The organism is Anaeromyxobacter sp. Fw109-5 (assembly GCF_000017505.1).
GTDB lineage: Bacteria > Myxococcota > Myxococcia > Myxococcales > Anaeromyxobacteraceae > Anaeromyxobacter.
In genome coordinates this window covers 2415809-2437765 of record NC_009675.1, presented here as the reverse complement: position 1 = coordinate 2437765, position 21957 = coordinate 2415809, and the positions used below count along the sequence as shown (strand labels likewise).

The 21957-nt window shown below is 73.9% G+C and carries 17 protein-coding genes and 1 pseudogene; 4 read left to right on the top strand and 14 right to left on the bottom strand.

What is annotated here, in order from left to right; all coding sequences use genetic code 11:
- Window positions 1–38 precede the first annotated feature (38 nt).
- A pseudogene (locus ANAE109_RS10940) lies at window positions 39–1205 on the bottom strand (HNH endonuclease).
- Between the two features lie 467 nt (window positions 1206–1672).
- On the opposite strand from ANAE109_RS10940, the gene ANAE109_RS25295 reads away from it, so the two are divergent.
- From ANAE109_RS25295 to ANAE109_RS10925, 3 genes are all read left to right on the top strand, one after another.
- On the top strand, window positions 1673–3250 hold the full coding sequence (locus ANAE109_RS25295) for an exonuclease SbcCD subunit D (RefSeq protein WP_083776852.1): 1578 nt from the start codon (window positions 1673–1675) through the stop codon (window positions 3248–3250).
- Window positions 3251–3431: 181 nt separating this feature from the next.
- On the top strand, window positions 3432–6452 hold the full coding sequence (locus tag ANAE109_RS23415) for an AAA family ATPase (protein WP_012096927.1): 3021 nt from the start codon (window positions 3432–3434) through the stop codon (window positions 6450–6452).
- A gap of 201 nt (window positions 6453–6653) precedes the next feature.
- Complete coding sequence (locus ANAE109_RS10925) at window positions 6654–6974, top strand: hypothetical protein (RefSeq protein ID WP_012096926.1); 321 nt, start codon at window positions 6654–6656, stop codon at window positions 6972–6974.
- Here ANAE109_RS10925 and ANAE109_RS10920 read toward each other — a convergent pair.
- Entirely contained in the window at window positions 6971–8479 is a 1509-nt protein-coding gene (locus ANAE109_RS10920; protein WP_012096925.1) for an ATP-binding protein, read from the bottom strand. The genes ANAE109_RS10925 and ANAE109_RS10920 overlap by 4 nt on opposite strands.
- 275 nt (window positions 8480–8754) lie before the next feature.
- The gene (locus ANAE109_RS10915; RefSeq protein WP_012096924.1) at window positions 8755–9300 is read right to left on the bottom strand and encodes a MerR family transcriptional regulator; all 546 of its coding nucleotides are present in this window, start codon (window positions 9298–9300) and stop codon (window positions 8755–8757) included.
- 161 nt (window positions 9301–9461) lie between these two features.
- Between ANAE109_RS10915 and ribA the strand changes: the two genes are divergently transcribed.
- The gene (ribA, locus tag ANAE109_RS10910) at window positions 9462–10118 is read left to right on the top strand and encodes a GTP cyclohydrolase II (RefSeq protein WP_012096923.1); all 657 of its coding nucleotides are present in this window, start codon (window positions 9462–9464) and stop codon (window positions 10116–10118) included.
- A 41-nt stretch (window positions 10119–10159) separates the two neighbouring features.
- Here the strand turns inward: ribA and ANAE109_RS10905 are convergent, their stop codons facing one another.
- The 11 genes from ANAE109_RS10905 to ANAE109_RS10855 form a co-directional block, all read right to left on the bottom strand.
- Window positions 10160–10648: a transaldolase family protein gene (locus ANAE109_RS10905; protein ID WP_200860896.1), complete on the bottom strand. Its 489-nt coding sequence runs from the start codon at window positions 10646–10648 to the stop codon at window positions 10160–10162.
- Window positions 10649–10791: 143 nt separating this feature from the next.
- Window positions 10792–14451 (bottom strand): phosphoketolase, encoded by a 3660-nt coding sequence (locus tag ANAE109_RS24125; RefSeq protein ID WP_143827950.1) that lies wholly within the window; start codon window positions 14449–14451, stop codon window positions 10792–10794.
- A 254-nt stretch (window positions 14452–14705) separates the two neighbouring features.
- Complete coding sequence (locus tag ANAE109_RS10895; RefSeq protein ID WP_012096921.1) at window positions 14706–15854, bottom strand: acyl-CoA dehydrogenase family protein; 1149 nt, start codon at window positions 15852–15854, stop codon at window positions 14706–14708.
- Window positions 15855–15871: 17 nt separating this feature from the next.
- Window positions 15872–17014, bottom strand: coding sequence for an acyl-CoA dehydrogenase (locus tag ANAE109_RS10890; protein WP_012096920.1), 1143 nt, complete (start codon window positions 17012–17014; stop codon window positions 15872–15874).
- A 153-nt stretch (window positions 17015–17167) separates the two neighbouring features.
- Complete coding sequence (locus tag ANAE109_RS10885; protein ID WP_012096919.1) at window positions 17168–17950, bottom strand: enoyl-CoA hydratase/isomerase family protein; 783 nt, start codon at window positions 17948–17950, stop codon at window positions 17168–17170.
- A gap of 33 nt (window positions 17951–17983) precedes the next feature.
- Entirely contained in the window at window positions 17984–18838 is an 855-nt protein-coding gene (locus ANAE109_RS10880; protein ID WP_012096917.1) for a 3-hydroxybutyryl-CoA dehydrogenase, read from the bottom strand.
- A 158-nt stretch (window positions 18839–18996) separates the two neighbouring features.
- Complete coding sequence (locus ANAE109_RS10875) at window positions 18997–19557, bottom strand: dual specificity protein phosphatase family protein (protein ID WP_012096916.1); 561 nt, start codon at window positions 19555–19557, stop codon at window positions 18997–18999.
- A gap of 53 nt (window positions 19558–19610) precedes the next feature.
- Window positions 19611–19949 (bottom strand): hypothetical protein, encoded by a 339-nt coding sequence (locus ANAE109_RS10870; protein WP_012096915.1) that lies wholly within the window; start codon window positions 19947–19949, stop codon window positions 19611–19613.
- On the bottom strand, window positions 19946–20398 hold the full coding sequence (locus ANAE109_RS10865) for a hypothetical protein (protein ID WP_012096914.1): 453 nt from the start codon (window positions 20396–20398) through the stop codon (window positions 19946–19948). The genes ANAE109_RS10870 and ANAE109_RS10865 overlap by 4 nt, the downstream gene beginning before the upstream one ends.
- 10 nt (window positions 20399–20408) lie before the next feature.
- The gene (locus ANAE109_RS10860) at window positions 20409–21494 is read right to left on the bottom strand and encodes an Mrp/NBP35 family ATP-binding protein (RefSeq protein ID WP_012096913.1); all 1086 of its coding nucleotides are present in this window, start codon (window positions 21492–21494) and stop codon (window positions 20409–20411) included.
- A gap of 69 nt (window positions 21495–21563) precedes the next feature.
- Entirely contained in the window at window positions 21564–21950 is a 387-nt protein-coding gene (locus ANAE109_RS10855) for a hypothetical protein (RefSeq protein WP_041448280.1), read from the bottom strand.
- Between the last annotated feature and the right edge of the window lie 7 nt (window positions 21951–21957).

The following is a 21957-nucleotide window of genomic DNA, read 5'->3' as shown; positions in this document are numbered from 1 at the left end:
CGCTGCGGTCGGCTTAGCTCCCGTTCCGCCGTCAGCGGTCACGTTGCCCACAAGCCCTGCTGAATGGCAGCTGGCGCGGTGCCGGCATGCCCCGTCCGCTCGGAGACGCTCTCACGCCGGAAACGATCCATGTGCTCGCGCCCGTAGGTCTGTTCGGCGTGCAACAGGTTATGGGGCTTGCAGGCGACCCGGAGATTGTCGAGCGTCGAGAGCCCCCCCCAGAGCGAGCGGCTGGATGTGGTCGAGCTCCAGCTGCCAGCGGCTGTCGCAGCGCCGCCCGTCCGGAGCGACCCAGGCGCAGCGTCCGCCGTCGCGCTTCCAGACCTCGCGCCGCACTATCGCCGGGATCGTGCTCGTGGGCGCGGCGGGCTCGGCGGAGGGACGTGTCTCCCGGTCGGCCTTCCGCTGCCGCTCCGGCGCGATCGCGCCCTTGCGCTTGCCGTGCTTCTCGACGGCGCAGCGGATCGCCTCCCGGAGCACCGCCGCGAGATCGCCGTCCGGGATCTTGTGCGAGAGCAGCGCGGTGAGCGTCTCGAGGTCCTCCTTGCAGCCCCGGTCGATGGTGACCCGCAGCGACCAGTCGCTCTCGCTCACGGCGCGGGTCTCCGCCCGCGGCTTCGGGCGAGGCGGGTCGAGTGGGGCGGAAACCGTGGCCGGCGACCCACCAGCAGCCGCCCGAGGCACGGGGATCGCCTCCTGCGGCTCGGCAGGTCCGGCATCCACTACCGCCAGCGGCAGCGCCGGGGCGCTCGCGGCTGAGGCGCGGTCGGGCAGCTTGCGCACGCCCGCCCGCGGAGCGGTGCGCGCCTGGAGCGAGGCGACGAGGTGATCCACCTCCGCCTTGGTGCGGTACGCGGCCCGGGCGACGAGGTCGGGCAGGTTCTCCTCGGTCAGCACCTGGCCGAGCAGCTGGACGGTGGACAAACTCAGGCGCCCGTCGCGCAGGGCGTCCTCGAGGCTGGGGAACCGGCGCAGCACCCGCATCGCCTGGATGCGTCGCCCCGCAGCGCCCTCGCGCAGGTGGAGCACCTCCAGGCAATACGCCCAGAGCGAGGGGTACCCGGCGTCCACGTAGCGCGGCGGCGATCGAACACCTCGAGGTGGAGGAGGAACTCGACCTGAACGTCGCGCTCCTGGCCTGCGAGCTCGCGCAGGCGCTGGGCGAGCAGGGTCGAGTCGAGGACGGAAGGGGCGATCGCGGGCATGGTGCACCTCCTGTGCACCCTTCGTAACACGCGATGTCGGCCCCTTCGGAAACGCACCAGGATCGCGCCTGCGCCGCTTTCCGGCCCCGCCCCTTCGCCGTCCACGCGGCGCGCCGGACGCGCACGGCGCGGCCTGCCTGCGCTCGCGAGGTACGTGCTCTCGACGTACCGCGGACGTCGAAGCGCGTTTCGCCTCGAACCTCGTCAAGAGGGCAACGTTCACCCACCGCAACTGGGACTCGAGTGGCCCGCAAGCGCTGTCGCTGGAGATAGCAGGTACTATTAGTGAATGCCGCTAGACGGTTGCGCGACCTTCCTCGGACCTGCTCCGCCCGCTCCCCAGTCCTCGCGTCGACGGCGACGAAGACCCGCCCGTGCGATGCGCGAGGCGCGCCGAGAACTGAGCGCTTCTCCCCTCGATGCCCGAGCCCCGTCTGCGTACGGGCGACGGCACACGACCTGCCCGAATGCGCGTGCTGTCGCCGTGGGATGTGACGAATGAAGAGACCTCGACCTCGACCTCGACCTCGACCCCGACCCCGACCTCGACCGCGACCTCGACCGCGACCGCGACCGCGACCTCGACCGCGACCTCGACCTCGACCTCGACCTCGACCGCGACCTCGACCTCGACCGCGACCGCGACCGCGACCGCGACCTCGACCGCGACCTCGACCTCGACCCCGACCTCGACCGCGACCTCGACCTCGACCGCGACCGCGACCGCGACCTCGACCGCGACCTCGACCTCGACCTCGACCCCGACCTCGACCCCGACCCCGACCGCGACTTCGACCCCGACCCCGACCCCGACCCCGACCTCGACCGCGACCTCGACCTCGACCCCGACCTCGACCCCGCCGGACGCCGAATGTCAGCCCCCCGTGTACGCTCATGGTGTGGCGCTCCGCATCCTCCATACCTCCGACTGGCACCTGGGGCGCGCGCTCCACGAGGAGTCGCTGCTCGAGGATCAGGCGTGGGCGCTCGAGCGGCTGCGCGAGGTCCTGCGGGAAGCGCGTCCGGACGCGCTCCTCATCGCGGGCGACGTGTTCGACCGGGCCGTCCCTCCCGCCGAGGCGGTCTCGCTCCTGGACGACTTTCTGAACCAGGTGGCGGCGCTCGGCGTGCCGCTCGTCGCCATCGCCGGGAACCACGACTCGGCCGAGCGGCTCGCCTTCGGGGCGCGGCTGGTCGAGGCCCGTGGCGTCCACCTGCGCGGGACGCACGCGCGGTCGGCGGAGCCCGTCGAGATCCCCGGGAAGGGCTTCATCTACCCGGTGCCGTACCTCGACCCCGAGGTCGTCCGCGGCGCGGAAGGCGACGAGACGCTGCGCGGCCACGCCGCCGCGACCGAGCGCGTGCTGGTCCGCGTCCGTGCCGACGCCGCGGCGCGCCCGCTCCCCACGGTCCTCGTCGCCCACGCCTTCGTGCAGGGCGCGGCCGAGTCGCCCGACAGCGAGCGGCCGCTCGCGGTGGGTGGATCCGCCTGCGTGCCGGCCGCCGCGCTCGCCGGGTTCGACTACGTCGCGCTCGGGCACCTGCACGCGCCGCAGGAGGTCGCGCCCGGGATGCGGTACTCCGGCTCGCTGCTCAAGTACTCGTTCGGCGAGGCGGGCCACGAGAAGGGCGTCGTCCTCGCGGAGGTCGAGCGCGGCGCGACGCGAATCGAGCGCGTGCCGCTCGGCGCCCGGCGCGACGTCGTCCGCCTGGAGGGGACGCTCGACGAGCTGCTGCGTCGACGCGACCTCGCGCCGTTCGAGCGCGCCCTCGTCGAGGTGACGCTGGCCGACGAGGGGTACGTCTTCGACGCGAAGAACCGGCTGCAGGCGCGCTTCGCGCACGTGCTGAACGTCCTGCGCAAGGACCTCGAGGGCGGCGGCGATGGGACGTTCGCGTCGCGCGTCGACGGGGCCGGCGGCGACGATCTGAAGCTCTTCGAGGCCTTCTTCGAGACCGTGGCGGGCGCGACGCCCGGGCCCGAGCACCGCGAGGTCTTCGCGGGGGCGCTCGCCGAGATCGCCCGCAAGGAACGGGCAGCGTGATGGCGCCGCCCGCTTGCGTTGAGCGTAGCGAGGCACACGATGCCGTCGCCGAGCGGGGCACACGACGACTGAGCAGCGCAGGCGTGCCTGGAAGGCACGTCGAGCAGCGCAAGGAGGAGTCTGCCCCGCGCAGGCAGGCAGCGTGCGCCGCAGCAGCTCAATGCGGGTGGGTGTCGCCGCCATGAGACCGCTCAGCCTGGAGCTCCAGGCGTTCGGGCCGTACGCCCGGGCGCAGAAGGTGGACTTCGACGCCCTCGGGGGCGCGGACCTCTTCCTCATCCACGGCCCCACCGGCGCGGGGAAGACGACGCTCTTCGACGCCATGACGTTCGCTCTCTACGGCGACGTCCCCGGCACGCGCGGCACCGGGCGCCTGCGCGCCGACCGCGCCGCCGAGGGGGCCGCGCCGAGGGTGGTCTTCCGGTTCCGCCTCGGCGCCGCCGTGTACCGCGCAGAGCGGACGGCGGCGTGGCAGCGCCCGAAGAAGCGCGGGGAGGGGACCATCGAGGAGGCACCCACCGCGAGCCTCTGGCGCGAGGGCGCCGAGGCGCCCCTCGCGACGAAGCCGACGGCCGTGACCGAGAAGGTGACGGAGCTGCTCGGCATGGGCGCCGAGCAGTTCACGCGCGTCGTGCTGCTCCCCCAGGGCGACTTCAAGCGGCTCCTCTGCGCGGACGCGCGCGAGCGGGAGGAGCTGCTCCAGCAGCTCTTCGGCACCGCCGTCTACAAGGACGTGGAGGAGCTGCTCGTCCGCAAGAAGAACGAGCTCGAGGCGGCGGCGCGGCGGCTCGCGGAGCGCCGCGAGGAGGTGCTCGGGGGAGCGGACGCGGGCGCGCTGGCGTCGGGGCGCGAGGCGCTCGAGGCGCGGCTGGCCGAGGCGCGAGGCGAGGCGGCCGCGCGCGCGGTCGACGACGCCGCGGCGCTCGACGCGCTCGCCGCGGGCCGGCAGCTCGCGGCCCGCCTCGAGGCGCTCGCGCGCGCACGCGAGGAGTCGGCGCGGGCGCAGGCGGGCGCGGCGGACCTCGCGCGCGATCGCGAGCGGCTCGCGCGGGCGAGCGCCGCGGAGCGCGTCCGGGAGAAGCTCGCCGCCGCGCGGAAGGCCGAGGTCGCCCGGGTCGCGCGGGAGAAGGACGAGGCGCTCGCAGCGGGACGGCGCGACGAGGCGGTCGCGGCGCTCGCGAGGGCCGGCGAGGCGCTGGCGAAGGCCGAGGCGGAGGCGCCCCGGCGGACGGAGCTGTCGGCGCGGGTGCAGCTCCTCGAGCGCGTGCTCCCGGAGCTGGAGCGGCTCGCCGCGGCGGACAGGGCCGTGGCGGAGTCGCGCCGGGCCGCGGCCAGCGCCCGCGCGGAGGACGAGCGCGCCCGGGCGGCGCTCGCGAGCGCCGAGGCGCGTCCCGCGGCGCTGGAGGCGGAGGCGGCCCGGCTCCGGCCGGTGGCGGCGGAGGAGGGCGCCTGCGCGGAGCGCTCGGCGAGGCTGGAGACGGGGCTCCGGGCCGCGCGGGAGCGCGACGCCCGGCGCGCGGAGATCTCGAAGCTCGAGCAGGCGCTCGCGGGTGAGGAGCGCGAGGCGCGCCACGCCGCGGAGGCCGCGAGGCGGGCCACGGCCCACGCGGACGGGCTCGCCGCGGCGCGCGAGCGTGAGCTCGCGGCCTGGCTCGCGAAGAAGCTGGCCCCCGGCCATCCGTGCGCGGTGTGCGGCTCGGCGGAGCACCCGGCTCCGGCGCGCTCGCGCGAGCGGGTGCCGGAGCGAGAGGAGATCGACGAGGCCCGGGCCGCAGAGCGGCGGCTCTCCGAGCGCGCGGCGGAGGCGGAGAAGCGCCGCGCGACCACGGCCGGGCTCCTCGCCGAGGCCCACCAGCGCGCGACCGGCGCCGCCGAGGGGGACGCGCGAGCGACGGCCGCCATCGAGGGCGAGTCGCGCGAGGCCGCCGCCGCGCTGAAGCGGGCGCGCGAGGCCGCCGCCCGGGTGCGCGCGCTGGACGTCGAGGCGACGAGCGCGCGCGGCGAGGTGGAGGCGGCGCGCGCCCGGCAAGAGGCGGCCGGCGCGAGGCGCGCCGCGGCCGAGCAGCACGTCGCGGCCGCCGAGGCGGCCGGCGCCGAGCTGGCGCGGCAGGTTCAGGCGGCGGGGGCGGGGCCGGACACGCCCGCCGAGCTCGCGGCGGCGCGGAGGGAGCTCGACGCGCTCGAGGCGGCCGCTGCGACAGCCCGCCGCGCCGCGGGCGAGGCCGGGGCCGGGCACGCGTCCGCGCTCGAGCGGCTCGCCTCGTGCTCCGAGGAGGCGGCGAGGGCCGAGGCCGCCGCGACCGAGGCGCACGCGGCGGCGGCGGAGGCCTGCGCGGCCGCGGGGTTCGACGGGCTCGCCGCCTGCGAGGCGGCCCTGCTCGCGCCCGAGCAGCGGTCGGCGCTGGAGGAGTCGCTCGAGGCCCGCACGGTGGCCGCCAGGGCCGCCGCCGAGCGGGCCGGGGCGCTCGAGGCCGAGCTCTCGGGCGCCTCCGCCCCGGACCTCCCGGCGCTCGAGGCCCGGCGGGCGGCCACGGCCGGCGCGGCGGGCGCCGCGCGCGACGCGGTCGTCCGGCTCGAGAAGGACCACGAGCGGCTGCGCCAGCTCGAGGCGCGCCTCGGGGAGCTCGAGGCGCGCGCGGCGGAGCTCGCGCGCGAGCTCGCGGTGGCGGGCAAGGTCGCCGAGATCGCGCGGGGGCACAACGCGCTCAACATGAGCCTGCAGCGCTTCGTGCTCGCCGCGCGGCTCGAGGAGGTCGCCGAGGCCGCGAGCCGCCGCTTGCTGCAGATGTCGCGTGGCCGCTTCAGGCTGCGCCACGACACCGCCGTCGCTCGGCGGAACCAGGCGTCGGGGCTCTCGCTCGTGGTGGAGGACGCCTGGACCGGCGTGACGGACCGGCCCGTGGGCGCGCTCTCCGGGGGCGAGAGCTTCCTCGCGAGCCTCGCGCTCGCGCTCGGCCTCTCCGACGTGGTGCTGCGCCGCTCCGGAGGGCTGCGGCTCGACGCGCTCTTCGTGGACGAGGGCTTCGGCTCGCTCGACGAGGAAACCCTCGACGACGCGGTGCGCACGCTCGAGGACCTGCGGAAGAGCGGCCGGGTGGTGGGGGTCATCTCGCACGTGGCCGAGCTGCGCCGGCGCATCCCGGCGCGCATCGAGATCCAGCGCAAGGCCGAAGGATCGGTGGCGGTGGTACGCGCCGGGTGAGCGGCGGCCCCTCGCGACCCGGCGTCCAGCGCGCTGCTCGGGCCGCCCGGCGGACGGAGAGGCGAGCGGGCGCAGAGGACACGACCCGACGCCTCTCCCAAGGACGAGACCTGTCGACCGACCGCCAGCTCCAGGCGCGCGGCACGCCTCGCGGCGCTATCGTCTGCTCACGTCGACGTGCTCGGACGCGGGGAGGGCGACATGGTCCACACGGCAGACTTGAGCGAGAACATGACGGTGCGCGCGCGGGGCGGCGAGGCGCTCGGGACGATCATCCGCCTCGAGGAGCGGAGCATCCTCGTGGAGAGCGGCCACTCGCTGAGAGACTACTCGGTGCCGATCGAGCTCGCGAGCGAGGTCGTCGACGGGGACGTCTACCTGACCCTCACGGCGGAGGAGGTCCGCGCCGGAGCGGGCTCGAAGTTCGCGCGACGGACGCTCAGCGACGAGAGCCGGCAGTTCGTGCACGAGGGCCCGACGCTCGCCGCCTCGGACAACCTCCCGGAGGGAGGGGCCAGCTAGGCGGGATCCCCCCGCTCGGACGCCGACGCGCCGGCCGCGGGCCCGGTGACGGGAAGCTCGACCCGGAACGTCGAGCCGGCGCCCGGGGCGCTCTCCACGTGGATCGTGCCGCCGAGCGCGCTCACGATCTCGCGCGTGATCCAGAGCCCGAGCCCGAACCCGCCGTAGCCGCGCGTCGCGGGCCCGCGCTCGAACCGCTCGAAGATGCGTCGCTGCTCGGACGGCGCGATGCCGATGCCGTGATCGACCACCGCGAGCCTGGCGGTGGCGCCGTCGGACTGGACGCGCACCGAGACGGGCTTGCCTTCGCCGTACTTGAGCGCGTTCGAGAGGAGGTTGGTCAGCACCTGCTCCAGCCGGAGCCGGTCCCAGCGCCCGCAGACCGCCTCCGCCGCGTCGACGCGGATGCGCGACTCCGAGCGCTCCGTCTCGGCCACGAAGCGGGACGCCACCTCGCTCACGAGCGCCGAGAGGTCCACCGGCTCGATCTCCAGCTGGAGGCGCCCCTCGTTCAGACGTGAGACGTCGAGGAGCGTGTTCACGAGCGAGGTGAGGCGGACGACCTGGCGCCGGGTCGCGTCGGCCGCCTTCGCCACCGGCGCCGGGACGCCCTCCCGGGCGCGCAGGAGCGAGCCGACCTGGAGCTGGAGCGACGTGATCGGCGTCTTCAGCTCGTGCGAGGCCATCGAGAGGAACGCGTCGCGCGTCCGCACGGCCTCGGAGAGCTTCGTCACGTCGACGAACGCCGACACGGCGCCGCGGGAGCGCCCCTGGTCGTCGAAGAGCGGCTCCGCGTTGCCCAGGAGGGTGCGACGCGTCCCGTCGTCGAAGACGATCTCGAACTCGACGTCCCGCGCTCGCGCTCCGCTCCGGGCGGCCACCTGGGTGGGCAGCTCCTGGGGGGAGAGCTCCTTGCCGTTCCTCATCACGCGGTAGTGCACGGGCGGCCGCTCGCCGCTCTTGGAGACGTTCACGCCCGGCGGGACCCGCAGCAGGTCGTACGCCGCGCGGCTCCCGGTGAGCGTCCGGGCGTCGGGATCGTGCGCGATGAGCACCGCGGCCGGCACGGCGTCCATGATGGCCTGCAGCTCCTCGGCCTTCGCGCGCTCGCGCGCCTCGCTGCGCCGGAGCGTCTCGGCGACGCGCTCCCGCTCGCGGAAACCCGCGCGCGCGGCGGCGCCGATGGCGGTGATCACGGCGGCGGCCGGGATGAAGACGGCGATGGCCAGGTGCGCACCCGACACCGTGGCCGGGTCGGCGGAGCCTCGCAGGAAGGCGTAGCCGAGCGCCGCGGAGAGCGCCACGGACACGAGGCCGGGGACGAGGCCGCCCACCCACGAGGCCAGCGCCACCGCGAGCAGGAAGAGGACGAAGGGAACGCCCTCGAGCAGGACCCGGAACACCGAGTCCAGGGCGAACATCAGGAGCGGCAGGCCGATCGCCACCGCGGACGCCGCCAAGGGCGGGAGGCGCGGGGGAGCTGGTATGCGGAAGCGCTCTGCCATGTGCTCGTCAGCTTCCAGCTTCCGGGCCTGCTGGAGCGCGGGCACGACCGACCGCGAAGCTGGGAGAGTTGGCGATCGTACTCGAAAATGGCGGTTCCGTGAGGGACCGAGGGCTCCGCCCCTTGAGTCCGATAATGTAGATTATGGTAACTCGGCGCCTCGCCGGCCGAGCTGGCGTCCGCCGGCGCCGATCCCCGGAGGTTCGCGAGCCGCGGTCGAGTCGCCCGCAGCCGATGTCGCGGCGGCGTCACGCGCCCCACCCGACGACCGGCGCTCTAGGTTGCGGAGCTCTTCCGCGGCGCCGGGCCTTCGCCGTCCGCGACCTCGGGGGCGACCTCCGCGGGCGGATGGTGACGGCAGCAGCCCTGCTGGCGCGCGAGCACGCGCACGATCCGCGGCGCATGCGCCTCCTCGGCCACCGCGCACGCGCACTGCTCGACGCCCGCGGACGACAGGCGCGCCTGGATGGTCGACAGCGCGTCGAGGAGCTCGCGCTTCACGCGCCGGAGCCGCTCGAGCCGCCGCTGGGCCTGCTCGAGGTGGCCCGCCAGGACCTGCTGGAAGCGCATCGCGAACTCCGCGGCGCTGTGACAGCCGGTCCGCAGCTCCAGGATCGAGCGGATCTCGCAGAGCGACAGCCCGAGCTCGCGCAGGTCGGTGATGAGCCGCAGGCGCTCCAGATCGTCCTCGGTGTAACGGCGGTGCCCACCGTCGCTCACCACCGCCGGCGTGAGCAGCCGCTCCTCCTCGTAGAACCGGATCGTGCGGACCGTGTTGCCGGTCGCCCGCGCGAGGTCTCCGGATGAGAGGTCGGCGCCCATTCGAGGCTCGTCTAATCGCCGGCGTCCGCCGTGTCAACGCACACCCGGTCCTCCGCGAGCGCCCCGACGACGGGTCGGACTTCCTCTTGACCCTCGTCACCGCGCGCCATTATTCGAGCCGGGGTCCCGTCGTCGCGGGATGCGCGGAGGTGGCGAACGACATGGGCGACGTGGTGGCCGTGACCGGCCGCAAGCTGCGCAGCGAGAGCGTCTTCATCTACGGCGAGTCCCCTCTCCCCACCCATCGCGGCCTCTTCCGCGCCGTCGTGTTCCGCGACCCGCGCACCGGCGCGGAGCACCTGGCCATGGTCCTCGGCGACGTCGCCGGGGACGCCGTCCCGGTCCGCGTCCACTCCGAGTGCCTCACGAGCGAGGTGCTCGGCTCGCTGAAGTGCGACTGCCGCGCCCAGCTCGATCGCGCGCTCGATCTCATCGCCGAGCGCGGCCGCGGCGTGCTCGTCTACCTGCGCCAGGAGGGCCGCGGGATCGGGCTCGGCAACAAGATCCGGGCGTACGCGCTCCAGGCGAAGGGCCACGACACCTTCGAGGCGAACCGGCTGCTCGGCTTCCCCGACGACCTCCGCCGCTACGACGTCGCCGCCGACATGCTCCGGCTGCTCGGCGTCCGCTCGGTGGAGCTCGTCACGAACAACCCGCTCAAGATCGAGGGGCTCGAGGCCTCGGGCATCGTGGTCCGCGGCCGCATCGGGCTGCCCTCGCCCGCCAACCCGCACAACGTGGAGTACCTGCGGGTGAAGCGCGAGCGGACCGGGCACCTCATCGACACGGACGAGGACGTCGGCTCCAGCGTCGCCTGAACACCGATCGCGATCCGGACGCGGCGACCGCGGGCACGCGCTCAGCGCAGCGCGTCGCGCTTCTTCTCGATCGAGCCCATCAGCGCCTTCCAGGACGCCGCGAACGACCGGGCGCCCTCCTCCTGCAGGGTGGTCGCGAGCGCGCCGAGGTCCACGCCGGCCTGGGCGAAGGCCGCGAGGACCTGCTGCGCGTCTCCCCCGTCCCTGGGGATGGCCCCGCTCAGCTCGCCGTGGTCGGCGAAGGCGAGCAGCGTCTTCTCCGGCATCGTGTCGACCGTGTTCGGGGCGGCGAGCCCGCGCACGTAGAGGATGTCGGAGGCGGCGGGATCCTTCGTGCCCGTGCTCGCGAACAGGAGGCGCTGCGGCCGCGCGCCGGCGTTGGCCAGCCGCTGCCACCGATCGGAGTCGAGCACGTCGCGATACGCCTGGTACGCCTGCCGTCCGACCGCGACGCCGAGCTCGTGGCGCAGCACCGGCGGCGCCCTCTGCCCCACGGCCACGTCCCGGCGGCTGAGGAAGATCGAGGCCACCGACCGCACGTCGGGGCTCAGCCCGGCCGCGACGCGCCGCTCCAGCCCGCGCTGGTGATGTGGTCCAGCCAGAGGCTCTGGCCGAGCTCGGACAGCGCGCGCGTCGGATTCACGATGGCCTCCCGTCGGTCACACGTCGCGGTTCAGCTCGCGGCACCGGGCCAGCGCCACCCCACGATCTCGGGCGGGTCGATGCCGTGCTCGTGCGCGTGCGCGAGGCATTCGAGCTGGCGGTTGCGCAGGCGCTCCTTCGCGTGCGCGCCCACGTCGCGCAGGCGCGGCACGCGGTCGATGACGTCCATCGCGAGGCTGAACCGGTCGATCTGGTTCTCGATGGCCAGCTCGAGGGGGGTGTTGATGTTGCCCTTCTCCTTGTAGCCACGCACGTGCAGGTTCGGGTGGCCCTTGCGGCGGTAAGCGAGGCGGTGGATGAGCCACGGGTAGCCGTGGAAGTTGAAGATGATGGGAGCGCTCACCGTGAACAGCGAGTCGAAGTCCCGGTCCGAGAGGCCGTGAGGGTGCTCCGTCTCGGGCTGGAGCTTGAACAGGTCCACCACGTTCACGAACCGCAGCTTCAGGTCGGGGAAGGCCTCGCGCAGCAACGCGGTGGCGGCGAGCGCCTCGAGGGTGGCGACGTCGCCGGCGGACCCCATGACGACGTCCGGCTCGTGGCCCTCGTCGCTGCTGGCCCAGTCCCACATCCCGATGCCCTTGGTGCAGTGGGCGACGGCCGCCTCCATGGACAGGTACTGCAGGTGCGTCTGCTTGTCCGCGACGATCACGTTCACGTAGTTCTCGCTGCGGAGGCAGTGATCCGCCACCGAGAGGAGGCAGTTCGCGTCCGGCGGAAGGTAGATCCGCGTCACCTCCGCGCTCTTGTTCACCACCACGTCGAGGAAGCCCGGATCCTGGTGAGTGAAGCCGTTGTGGTCCTGCCGCCACACCGTGGAGGTGACGAGCAGGTTGAGGGAGGCGACCTCCTCCCGCCACGAGAGCTCGTTGCAGCCGGCGAGCCACTTCGCGTACTGGTTGAACATCGAGTCGATGATGTGGACGAACGCCTCGTACGAGGAGAAGAAGCCGTGCCTCCCGGTGAGGAGATAGCCCTCCAGCATGCCCTCCAGCGTCGTCTCGGAGAGCATCTCGATCACGCGGCCGTCGGGCGCGAGCTGCCCGCCGTCGGCGTCCTCCGGGAAGCTCTCCGCGAGCCACAGCTTGCGCGACGCCTCGTAGACCGCGTCGAGCCGGTTCGAGGCCGTCTCGTCGGGGCCGAACACCCGGAAGCTCTCGGGGTTCGCCTTCATGACGTCGCGCAGCAGCACGCCGAGGATCCGCGTGTTCTCCGCCTGGACCGCTCCCGGGGCGTCGACCGGGACCGCGTACTTCCTGAAGTCCGGCATGCGGAGCGGGCGCTTGAGGAGACCGCCGTTCGCGTGCGGGTTCGCGCCCATCCGGCGCGGCCCCTTCGGCGCGACCTCCCGGATCTCCGGGAGCGGGGCGCCGGAGGCGTCGAACAGCTCCTCGGGGCGGTAGCTCCTGATCCATCGCTCGAGCAGCCCGAGCCGCTTCGGGTCGGACTTCGCGTTCGCGATGGGAACCTGGTGCGACCGCCAAGAGCCCTCGAGCTTGTGGCCGTCCAGCTCGGCCGGCGCCGTCCAGCCCTTCGGAGCGCGCAGCACGATCATGGGCCAGCGCGGGCGCGAGGCCACGCCGGTGCGGCGCGCCTCCGCCTGCGCGCCGCGGATGGCGTCGACGCACGCGTCGAGCGTGGCCGCCATCGCCTGGTGCATCGACTCGGGATCCGAGCCCTCGACCAGATACGGCGTCCAGCCGTAGCCGCGCAGCAGCTCGACGAGCTCCTCGCCGGAGATCCGCGCGAGCAGCGTGGGGTTCGCGATCTTGTAGCCGTTGAGCGACAGGACCGGCAGGACGGCGCCGTCGCGGATCGGGTTCAGGAACTTCCCCACGTGCCAGGACGTGGCGAGCGCACCCGTCTCGGCCTCGCCGTCGCCCACCACCGCCGTCACGATGAGGTCCGGGTTGTCGAAGGCCGCCCCGCACGCGTGCGACAGCACGTAGCCGAGCTCGCCCCCCTCGTGGATCGAGCCGGGCGTCTCGGGCGTGCAGTGGCTGCCGATGCCACCCGGGAACGAGAACTGCTTGAAGAAGCGCCGGAGGCCCTCCTCGTCGAGGCTCTTGTCCGGGTACACCTCGGAGTAGGTGCCCTCGAGATAGACGGGGCCGAGCACGCCGGGCGCTCCGTGACCGGGCCCGGCCATGAAGATCACGTCCAGGCCGCGCGCCCGGATGACGCGGTTCAGGTGGGTGTAGACGAACGACAGCGCGGGGCTCGCGCCCCAGTGGCCGAGCAGCCGGTCCTTCACGTGCTCCGGGCGCAGCGGCTCGCGCAGGAGCGGGTTGTCGCGCAGGTAGATCATGCCGAGCGCCAGGTAGTTGCAGGCGCGCCAGAAGGCGTCGAGGCGACGGACCTCCTCCTCGGTCAGGGGCGCTCCCGCGGCGGTCGCGCGCGCTCGACCGAAGGCGGACAGCGTTGCGGATCCCTCGAGACTCGAGGCCTTCCCGGTCATGCGCGCTCCCTCCGGCGCCCTCCGGCGCCTCTCCGCCAGCACCTGCCGCGCGTGGCGGGCCATCATCAGCTCCTCGTCCGTGTGGACGACCCACGCCGTCACCCGGCTCCCGGGCGCGCTGACGCGCGGCCCGCCTGCGGCGTTCGCGCCGGGATCCAGCTCGACGCCGAGCCACGCCGCGTCGCGGCAGACGCGCTCGCGAACTGCGGTCGCGTTCTCGCCGATGCCGCCCGTGAACACCACCGCGTCGAGCCCCTGCAGGTCTGCCGCCATCGCCCCGAGCTCGCGCGCGATCCGGTAGACGAACAGGTCGACGGCCAGCCGCGCGCGAGGGTCGCTCGAGGCGAGCAGCGCGCGCATGTCGCTCGTGGTGCCGGACACACCGAGCAGCCCGGACCGATCGTAGAGGAGCCGCTCGACGTCCGCGGTCTCCAGGCCGCGCGCGGTCAGCAGCCACAGCACGGCCCCAGGGTCGAGCGCGCCGCAGCGCGTGCCCATGCACAGGCCGTCGAGGACGCTGAAGGACATGGTCGTGGCGACGCTCCGCCCGCCGCGCAGCGCGCACATGCTCGCCCCGTTGCCGAGGTGCATCACGACGGAGCGTCCCTGGGCTGCGGCCGGGTCCAGGTCGCGCAGCGCGGCCGCGACGTACTCGTAGGAGAGGCCGTGAAACCCGTACCGCCGCAGGCCTGCCGCGTGCAGCTCCTCGGGCAGCGCGAAGCGCTCCGCGACCGGCGGCAGGGAGCGGTGGAACGCGGTGTCGAAGCACGCCACCTGGGGCAGCTCGGGCGCGAGCTGGCGCAGCAGCCGGATGGGCCCGAGGTTGTGCGGCTGGTGCAGCGGTGCCAGCGGGACGAACGTCTGCAGACGGGCGAGCACCGCCTCGTCGACCAGCACCGGCCCGTCGAACGCCGCGCCGCCGTGGACCACCCGGTGCGCCACCCCCGCCAGCGTCCCCGCGCCGACCGCCTCCCGCACGAAGGCGAGGAGCTCCTTCAAGGCGCCCTCGTGGCCCACGTAGGCGTTCGCTGGCCAGCGGCGATCCTCGAGGACGGTCCCGTCCGCCCGCCGCGCGACGAGGTGCGGCTCGCCGTCGCCCGCGACGCGCTGGAACTGACCGCGCGCCTCGTGGAGGAGCTCGCCGCCGCGGTCCGCGATCAGCGCGAACTTGAGCGACGAGGATCCCGCGTTCAGCGCGAGGAAGAGCTCGGACATGGCAGGACCACCGCGGGATTGTGGGCGCGCCCCCACGGACGGGCAAGCGCGAGGGCCGGCCCAGGTCTGGACGCCCCTGCGCGGGGTGCGCGCGTCCGCGCGGAGGATCGCGGCGCCGCGGATCCCAGCCGCCAGGACCTCCTGCCGAGCGATCGTCGCGCGGAGCCGGCTCTGCCGTCGTTCGTCTCGGCGCAGGGCCGCCCGCCCGTCCCGGCTGGCGAGTGGCGGACGCGCGAGCGCGGGGCCGGCAGGCTTCACCCGAGGTCGCGCAAGACCTCGCGCGCGACGACGAGCCGCTGGATCTCGCTCGTCCCCTCGTAGAGGGTCTGGACGCGCGCGTCGCGGAAGAGCTTCTCGACGGAGTAGTCCGAGGTGTACCCGTAGCCGCCGTGAATCTGCACGGCGCGAGACACCGCTCGCTGCGCGGCCTCGCTGGCCAGCAGCTTCGCCATGGCGGCCTCGCGCGCGAACGGCGCGCCGGCCTCCTTGAGCGCCGCCGCGCGGAGCGTCATGAGCCGCGACGCCTCGTGGTCGGTGGCCATGTCCGCGAGCATGAACGCGACCGCCTGGTGCTCGGCGATGGGCCTCCCGAAGGCGTGGCGCTCCTTCGCGTAGCGGCGGCTGGCGTCGAGGGCGGCGCGGATCGTGCCGGTCGCCTGCGCGGCGATGCCCACCCGGCCGCCGTCGAGCGCGGCGAGCGCGATGCGAAACCCCTCCCCTTCCGGCCCGAGTCGCTGCGCCTCCGGGACCTCGCACCCGTCGAGCGCCAGCGACACGGTCGAGCTGGCCCGGATGCCCATCTTCTCCTCGTGCCGGCCGACGACGAGCCCCGGAGCGTCCCGCTCGACGAGGAAGGCGGTCACCCCCCGCGTCCCCGCCTCCGGATCCGTCTTGGCCCACACGACGATCACGCCCGCCACGTCGCCGCTCGTGATCCACTGCTTCTCCCCGTCGAGCACCCAGACGTCGCCGCGCCGGACGGCGCGCGTGCGCATGGAGGCCGCGTCGCTGCCGGCCTGCGGCTCCGACAGCCCGAACGCGCCCGCGGCCCACTCGCCCGACGCGAGCGGCGGCAGGAACCGGCGCCGCTGCGCCTCCGTGCCGAAGCGGGCGATGGTCTCGCCCACCATGTTCGTCACCGCCGCGATCACGGCCGTGGCGCAGTCGGCGGCGGCGAGCTCCATGAGCGCGAGGGCGTAGGCCACGGCGCCCGCGCCCGAGCCGCCGTACGCCTCGGGCACGTTCACGGCGAGCAGGCCCAGCTCGCCGAGGCCGTGCACGAGCTCGCGCGGGAAGCGGGCGCTCCGGTCGTTCTCGGCGGCGACCGGCGCGATGCGCTCGCGCGCGAAGCGGCGGGCGGTCTCCTGGACCGCCTGCTGGAGCTCGTTCGGCTCGAATGTCATGGAGCGTCCTGGAGGCGCTAGTCCTTCAGCACCGCGGCCGAGATCACGATGCGCTGGATCTCGCTCGTGCCCTCGTAGATCTCGGTGATCCGGCTGTCGCGCCAGTGGCGCTCGACGTCGTACTCCTTCACGTAGCCATACCCCCCGTGGATCTGGATGGCCTTCGAGGTCACCCGCTCGCTCATCTCCGAGGCGTACAGCTTCGCCATGGCGCTCTCGGCGCTGTGGCGAACGCCCCGGTCCTTGAGCGTCGCCGCGCGCCAGACGAGCAGCCGCGCCGCGTCGATCTCCGTCGCCATGTCCGCGAGCATGAACTGGATGGCCTGGAAGCTCGAGATGACCTGCCCGAACGCCTTGCGCTCCTTGGCGTACGCGCGCGCCTCGTCGAACGCGGCGCGCGCGATCCCGAGCGCCTGCCCGGCCACGCCGATGCGGCCGCCGTCGAGGGTGGCCATCGCGATCTTGAACCCGTCGCCCTCCTCCCCGAGCCGGAAGCGGGCGGGGATCGCGCAGCCCTCGAAGAACACGGAGCACGAGCCGGAGGCGCGGATGCCGACCTTCTCGTCCGGCTTGCCGCGCGTGAAGCCCTTCGCGTCGCTCGGCACGAGGAAGGCGCTGATGCCCTTGTGCTTCTTCGCCTTGTCCGTCATGGCGAACACGAGCAGCACGTCCGCCTGCGGTCCGTTGGTGATGAAGTTCTTCGAGCCGTCGAGGACGTACTCGTCGCCGCGCCGCGCGGCCACGGTCCGCATCTCGGCGGCGTCCGAGCCGCTCATCGGCTCCGTGAGCGCGAAGCAGCCGAGCCGCTCCCCCTTCGCGAAGGGGACGAGGAACTCCTTCTTCTGTGCGTCGGTGCCGTACTTGAGGAGCGGATCGCAGTAGAGCGAGTTGTTCACGCTCATGATGACGCCGGTGCCGGCGCAGCCCGCGCTGATCTCCTCCATGGCGATGGCGTAGGCGACGTTGTCCATGCCGGCGCCGCCCCACTCCGGCGGGATGGCGACCCCCATGAGCCCCATCTCGGCGAGCTGCCTCACCGCCTCGCGGGGGAAGACGTGGTCCGCGTCCCAGCGGCGGGCGTTCGGCGCGAGCTCCTTCTGCGCGAACTCGCGGCAGAGATCCCGGACCTGGCGCTGCTCCTCGGTGAGCTGGATGTCCATGGCCTACCCCGGATGATCTAACGGGGGCTGCGCCCCCGCCCCGTCGAGCAAGGCTCGCCGGGTCCCGTGCGCCACCGCGGGCGGCTCCGCCGCGAACGCGGTGTCGCCCCGGCGGCTCGCTTCGCTCGCTGGCTGCGAATCATGATTCATCTGTCAGGCGCCGGTCCACTTCGCAGGGCGCTTCTCGAGGAAGGCCCGCATGCCCTCCTTCGCGTCCGCGCTCCCGAAGAGCGCCGCGAAGGCCTGCCGCTCGAGCTCGTTCGCGGTGGCGAGATCCGGCTCCGCCCCGCGCCTCAGCACCCGCTTCGCCTGCGCGACCGCCACCGGCCCCTTGGAGGCGATCTTCCGCGCCTTCTCGCGCGCGTGGGCGAGCAGGTCCGCCGCGGGCAGGACGTCGAGCACGAGGCCGATCGCCTTCGCCTGCGCGGCGTCGATCGGCTCGGCGGTGAGGACGATCTCGAGGGCGCGCATGACCCCGACGCGCCGCGCGAGCCGCTGCGTGCCCCCGAAGCCGGGGATGAGCCCGAGGTTCACCTCGGGCTGGCCGAATCGCGCGCGGTCGCTCGCGTACACGAGATCGCAGGCGAGCGTCACCTCGCACCCGCCCCCGAGTGCGTAGCCGTTCACCGCGGCGATGGTCGGGATCGGCAGCCGCTCGAGCCGCTCGAGCACGTCGTGCGCCGCCTCCGCGAACCGCCGCGCGTCGACGGGGTTCATCGCCGACATCGCCGCGATGTCCGCGCCCGCCACGAAGGCCTTCTCTCCGGCGCCGGTCACGACGATCGCCCGGAGCGCCGGGTCTGCCTCGACCGCCCGTACCAGGTCGGCGAGCTCCTCGAAGGTCCGGGCGTTCATCGCGTTCAGGACCTTCGGCCGGTTGAAGGTCAGCGTGCCGATCCCGTCCTGCACGTCCCACAGGATGTTCTCGTAGGTCATCGTCGTCTCCGAAGGCCGCCCGAGGCCGCCGTGTCAGGCGTCGTAGCGGTAGAAGCCGCGGCCCGTCTTCCGGCCGTACCAGCCCGCCGCGACGTACTGGCGGAGCAGCGGGGCCGGCCGGTACTTGTCGTCGCCGAGCTCCCGGTGCAGCACCTCGGCGATGAACAGGCAGGTGTCGAGGCCGATGAAGTCCGCGAGCGTGAGCGGGCCCATCGGGTGGTTGAGGCCCAGCTTCACGCCGGCGTCGATGTCCTCCGGCGAGGCGAGCCCCTCCTGCAGCGCGAAGCAGGCCTCGTTGAGGAGGGGGATGAGGATCCGGTTCACGATGAACCCCGGAGAGTCCTTCGAGGTGACGGTCGTCTTGCCGAATCGCTTCGCGAGCGCGACGACGGCCTCGTAGGTGGCGTCCGAGGTCTGCAGGCCGCGGACGATCTCGATGAGCTGCATCACCGGCGGCGGGTTCATGAAGTGCATCCCGATGACCTGCGCGGGCCGCCTCGTGGCCGCGGCGAGCGCGGTGATGGAGATCGAGCTCGTGTTGGAGGCGAGGAGCGCGTGCGCGGGCAGGAGCGCGTCGAGCTTGCGGAAGAGCTCCTTCTTCACCCCCTCGTTCTCGACGATCGCCTCCACCGCGAGGTCCGCGCCGGCACAGTCCTCGAGGCGCGCGGCCGGCTCGATCCGGCCGAGGATCGCGTCGCGATCGGCGGCGGACATCTTGCCCTTCTCGACCAGCTTGCCGAGGGTCGCCCCGAGCTTCTCGACGGCCTTGCGCGCCAGCTCCGGCGCGGCGTCGGCGAGCACGACCGAGAGCCCGGCCGCCGCGGCGACCTGTGCGATGCCGGACCCCATCTGCCCCGCCCCGACGATCGCGATCCGCTCGATGGCCATCCGCGCCTCCCGTGCAGGCCGCGTGGGCGCGGTCCCGCCTGTGGTGATGAGCGCCCCGAGCCTGTCCCGAACGGGCTTCGGAGGCGAGACCTCAGGCGGGGCGCGACCAGCGCGAGCTCGCCGCCAGGAGCCTTGGGCCCGCGGTGCGCGCGCCGGGGCTAGCCGGCGCGCGTGGAGGCCGCCCGCGCCGCCTCCCGCGAGGCGCGGCCATCGAGGTCGCGGTAGGCGATCTCGGCGAGCTCGTGGAACGTCGGCACGGACCAGGGAGCGCCGGCGTCGCCGCGATGGCGCTCGCAGAACTCGATGAACGCCTCGAGCTGCTCCGGGCTCGGCGACACCACCGGGCGCGCGTCCTTGGCGAGCGCGAGCGCCTCGAGCGGCGCGCGGCCCCGCGCGACGAGCACGCACAGCGCGAGCAGGGCGCTTCGTCCGATGCCGTACTGACAGTGAACCAGGACGCGCTCGCCGCGCTCGAGGGCCCGGCAGACGAAGGACACGCCCTCCCGGATCATCCGCTGGGAGATGGCGCAGGTGTCGTGGGTGGGGAGGTGCAGGAGGCAAATGCCGTGGAGCGCGAGGACGGCCGCGTCGTCACAGGCCTCGACGCGCACGTCGACCACCCTGGTGATCTTGTGCTCTCCCGCCAGGCGAGCCGCCGCCTGCATCGGGAACCGTGCGCCGACCGCGAGCCCATCCGCGAGGAAGTGCAGGTCGATCATCTCCCTCACGATGTTCAGGGGTCGGCGCGCAGGCCAGGGCGGAGAGCGCCGGGCTACCGCCCCAGCGGGAGCACGATCGTACCCTCCTCCGTCACCTCGAGGTCCCGCTCCCCGCGCCGCGCCCCCTCGGGTCCGGCCGTGCGCCACGCGAGCCCGTAACGGCCGCGTGGGAGCCGGAGCGCGTGCCGGATCTGCCGCTCCCGCGCCCCCACCGGGAACTCCGCGCGCCGGATCACCTCGCCGTCCCGCCGGAGCTCGATGTCGAGCGTCGTGGCGGCCGCCGCGCCGGGGAGATCGTAGACGAGCACGACGTCCTCGGGTGCCGCCCGGGCGAGGAACAGCCCCACCGCGATCGCGCCGAGCAGCGCCAGGAGACGCGCGGCGCGCCTCACCGCTTGCGGCCCTTCTTCGCGGGCTTCCGCCGCGCGGCGCTCTTCACCTCGGCGCGCGGCGTGCCGTGCGCGTCCGGCCGCACCCGGATCTCCATCTTCACCTCGACGGTGCTGTCCGCGAGCGCGTTCAGGAACTCGCGGCGGAGCGCCTCGGACTGGAGGAAGCGCCGGATCTCGTCGCCGACCGCGCGCAGGATCTCGTCCTTCGCGGCGTGGGCCTGGGTGCCGACGAAGCCGATCACGTCCTTCGGCAACTTCCAGTCGCGCGCGAGCCGGCGGGCGCCCTCCTCCGTCATGAACACCGCGCCCACGCCGGCCAGGATCGCCTTCTTCACCGCGTCGGGGATGAGCCCGCGCGGCCCTCCGCCCTCGGCGGCGTCACCGCCTTCGAGCTGCAGCTCGTCAGGCGGGGCGAAGGGATCGTCCTGCTCCGGCGGCGGTCGCTCCATGGTCGCCTCGTCAGGCGCGCGGCTGCGCGCCGATCACCGGCAGGCGCGGCGCCTTCAGCACCTGCGTGCTCACCGCGCCCGCGACGTTCTTCGCCACCGCGAGGAGCGCCGCGGCCTGCGGGCTGTCCGGCTGCCCGACGACCACCGGCACCCCCTTGTCGCCGCCCTCGCGGATGGCGAGGTCGATGGGAACGTCCCCGAGGAAGCGGATGCCCATCTTCTCCGCGGCCGTCCGCGCGCCGCCCTTGTCGAAGATGGCGGTCTCGCTGCGGCAGTGAGGGCAGACGAAGGCGGACATGTTCTCCACGATGCCGAGCACCGGGATGGAGACCTTGTCGAACATGAGCTTCGCGCGGATGACGTCGGCGAGCGCGAGGTCCTGCGGCGTCGACACGAGCACCACGCCGGCGGCCCGGACGTTCTGGGCGAGCGTGAGCGGGATGTCGCCGGTGCCCGGCGGCAGGTCGAGGACGAGGTAGTCGAGGTCGCCCCAGTTCACGTCGCGCAGCAGCTGGATGAGCGCGCCCGTCACCATCGGCCCGCGCCAGATGAGGGCCTGGTCGGGATCCACGAGGAACCCGATCGACATCACCTTCATGCCGTGGGCGTGGAGGGGCTCGAGCTTCTTGCCGTCCCTGGAGGTGGGCCGGTCGGTGACGCCGGTCAGCATGGGGACGGACGGTCCGTAGATGTCCGCGTCGAGGATGCCCACCTTCGCCCCCGTGCGCGCGAGACCCGCTGCGAGGTTCACCGCCACCGTGCTCTTGCCGACCCCGCCCTTGCCCGCACCGACGAGGATGATGTTCTTCACGCCCGGCGTGAGCTGACCCTGGGCGGCTCCCGGCGCCGCGCGGACCTGGGCGCCCCAGGACAGCTCGACGCTGCGGAACCCGGCGCCCTCCAGGGCCGCCTTCACGTCGCGGCCGATGGTGTCCTTGAGCGGGCACGCCGGCGTGGTGAGCTCGACCTTCAGCCGGACGGTGTCGCCCTCGACCACGACGTCCTTCACCATCCCGAGCGACACGAGGTCGCGGCGGAGCTCGGGGTCCATCACCTTGCGGAGGGCGTCGAGGGCGGTCGTGGGATCGAGCGGCATGGGAGCGCCTTTATAGCCGCCGCCCGGGGGCTTCTCAACGCCGCGTGAGCGCCGCTCGACGTCGACGACTCACTCCAGGGCGTCCACCTTCCAGCCGTCCTGCTCGCGGACCACCGACGCGGCGCGATCACCCCCGAGTGGGAGGCGGGCGGTGACGCCGTTCCGCTCGAGCGGGGCCCCCTCCGCGAGCGCCGACGCGACGCGCTGCGCCGCCTCGCGCCCGGCAGGACCCGCGCCCCGAAGGTCCACGGCGAGCCTTTCCGGCGTGTACGCCGTTCGCCAGCGCGCGGAGAGCAGGGACTGCGCCGCGGCGAAGCGCTCCTCCCGCAGGGCGTCGGTGAAGGCGCGCAACGCCTCCTCCGGCGTCCCGGCGCGGACGGGCGGCGGCGGGCGCGCCGCGCGGGGAGCGCAGCCGACGACCGCGGCGATCACGAGGGCGAGGACGGGGCTCCGCACGGACCCT

Excerpts from the sequence above, each read along its gene's own strand:
- ANAE109_RS23415 (WP_012096927.1), top strand. The coding sequence starts at position 3,432 with ATGAGACCGCTCAGCCTGGAGCTCCAGGCGTTCGGGCCGTACGCCCGG.
- ANAE109_RS10880 (WP_012096917.1), bottom strand. The coding sequence starts at position 18,838 with ATGGCCATCGAGCGGATCGCGATCGTCGGGGCGGGGCAGATGGGGTCC.
- ANAE109_RS10895 (WP_012096921.1), bottom strand. The coding sequence starts at position 15,854 with ATGACATTCGAGCCGAACGAGCTCCAGCAGGCGGTCCAGGAGACCGCC.
- ANAE109_RS10865 (WP_012096914.1), bottom strand. The coding sequence starts at position 20,398 with ATGGAGCGACCGCCGCCGGAGCAGGACGATCCCTTCGCCCCGCCTGAC.
- ANAE109_RS10875 (WP_012096916.1), bottom strand. The coding sequence starts at position 19,557 with ATGATCGACCTGCACTTCCTCGCGGATGGGCTCGCGGTCGGCGCACGG.
- ANAE109_RS10885 (WP_012096919.1), bottom strand. The coding sequence starts at position 17,950 with ATGACCTACGAGAACATCCTGTGGGACGTGCAGGACGGGATCGGCACG.
- ANAE109_RS10890 (WP_012096920.1), bottom strand. The coding sequence starts at position 17,014 with ATGGACATCCAGCTCACCGAGGAGCAGCGCCAGGTCCGGGATCTCTGC.
- ANAE109_RS10915 (WP_012096924.1), bottom strand. The coding sequence starts at position 9,300 with ATGGGCGCCGACCTCTCATCCGGAGACCTCGCGCGGGCGACCGGCAAC.
- ANAE109_RS25295 (WP_083776852.1), top strand. The coding sequence starts at position 1,673 with ATGCGCGTGCTGTCGCCGTGGGATGTGACGAATGAAGAGACCTCGACC.
- ANAE109_RS24125 (WP_143827950.1), bottom strand. The coding sequence starts at position 14,451 with ATGTCCGAGCTCTTCCTCGCGCTGAACGCGGGATCCTCGTCGCTCAAG.
- ANAE109_RS10920 (WP_012096925.1), bottom strand. The coding sequence starts at position 8,479 with ATGGCAGAGCGCTTCCGCATACCAGCTCCCCCGCGCCTCCCGCCCTTG.
- ANAE109_RS10860 (WP_012096913.1), bottom strand. The coding sequence starts at position 21,494 with ATGCCGCTCGATCCCACGACCGCCCTCGACGCCCTCCGCAAGGTGATG.
- ANAE109_RS10925 (WP_012096926.1), top strand. The coding sequence starts at position 6,654 with ATGGTCCACACGGCAGACTTGAGCGAGAACATGACGGTGCGCGCGCGG.
- ribA (WP_012096923.1), top strand. The coding sequence starts at position 9,462 with ATGGGCGACGTGGTGGCCGTGACCGGCCGCAAGCTGCGCAGCGAGAGC.